Origin of the sequence: Megasphaera hominis, from assembly GCF_014269395.1 — a bacterium.
GTDB lineage: Bacteria > Bacillota > Negativicutes > Veillonellales > Megasphaeraceae > Megasphaera > Megasphaera hominis.
Genome location: NZ_JACOGK010000073.1, coordinates 1 through 1,388, shown reverse-complemented (window position 1 = coordinate 1,388; position 1,388 = coordinate 1). Strand labels below are relative to the sequence as shown.

Here is a 1,388-nt window from a genome sequence, read left to right as displayed (position 1 = left end):
ATGATGACAGGGAAAGAATACAAGGAAAGCCTGAAGAAACGCAATATCGTCGTATATCTGCAGGGTAAGCGGATTCCGGCAGCAGAAGTACCGGACCATCCGTTCATCCGCGGCCACGTGAATTCCGCGGCTGTTACGTACGATATGGCCTGGGATCCGGCTTACGAAAACCTGATGACGGCTACGTCCCATCTGACGGGCAAAAAGATCAACCGCTTCACGCACATTCATCAGAGCGTAGAAGACCTGGTTAAAAAAGTAAAAATGCTGCGCATGCTGTCTTTGAAGACCGGTACATGCTACCAGCGCTGCGTTGGCTTTGATGCCATGAACGCAACGTACAGCACGACCTATGAAATGGACCAGAAATATGGCACGCAGTATCATGAACGCTTCAAGAAATTCCTCGAATACATCCAGGAAACGGACCATATGGTAGCCGGCGCGATGACGGACCCGAAGGGGGACCGCAGCAAACGGCCGAGCCAGCAGTCCGATCCGGATCTCTTCGTACACGTCGTAGAAAAGAACGATAAAGGTATCGTCATCCGCGGTGCCAAGGCTCACATGACGGGCATGGTAAACAGCCATGAAATGCTGATCATGCCGACCATGAGCCTGAAACCGGGCGACGAAGACTATGCCGTATGCTGTGCTTTGCCGGTAGACGCACCGGGGGTACTGCACATTTTTGGCCGCCAGAGCAATGATGGCCGTAAACTGGAAGGCGACATCGATCAGGGCAATGCCAAGTACGGGATCGTCGGCGGCGAATGCCTGACCGTCCTGAACGACGTCTTCGTACCGTGGGAACGCGTATTTATGTGCGGCGAAGTAGACTTTGCAGGCATGCTGGTTACACGCTTTGCCAGCTACCACCGCCAGAACTACGGCGGCTGCAAGGGCGGCGTATCAGATATCGTCATCGGTGCCGCAGCGGTTATGGCCGACATGAACGGCTATTCGAAAGCCAGCCACATTAAGAGCAAGATCAACGAAATGATCCACCTGACGGAAACACTCTATGCCTGTTCCATTGCCTGCTCTGCTGAAGGGGTACAGCTGCCGAGCGGCCAGTATTTCGTCAACATGCTGCTGGCAAACGTAAGCAAGCATAACGTTACGCGCTACATTTATGAAATCGACCGTCTGGCCCAGGATATTGCCGGCGGCTTCATCGCAACGATGCCGAGCCAGGCTGATTTGGAAAGCCCGGAAATCGGCAAATACGTAGATAAATACTTCAAAGGCGTTGACGGCGTATCGACGGCAGACCGCATGCGCGTAGCCCGTCTGATCGAAGTCATGACCGGTGGTACGGCGCTGGTAGAAAGCATGCACGGTGCCGGCAGCCCGCAGGCCCAGGAAGTTATGTATTCGAAGCTGGC

General features: G+C 54.2%; 1 protein-coding gene. It reads left to right on the top strand.

Features of this window, described 5'->3' with window-relative positions; translation table 11 throughout:
- Nucleotides 1–1,388 (top strand): 4-hydroxyphenylacetate 3-hydroxylase family protein (locus H8J70_RS12340; RefSeq protein WP_186504589.1); only part of this gene is annotated, 1,388 nt, incomplete at both ends.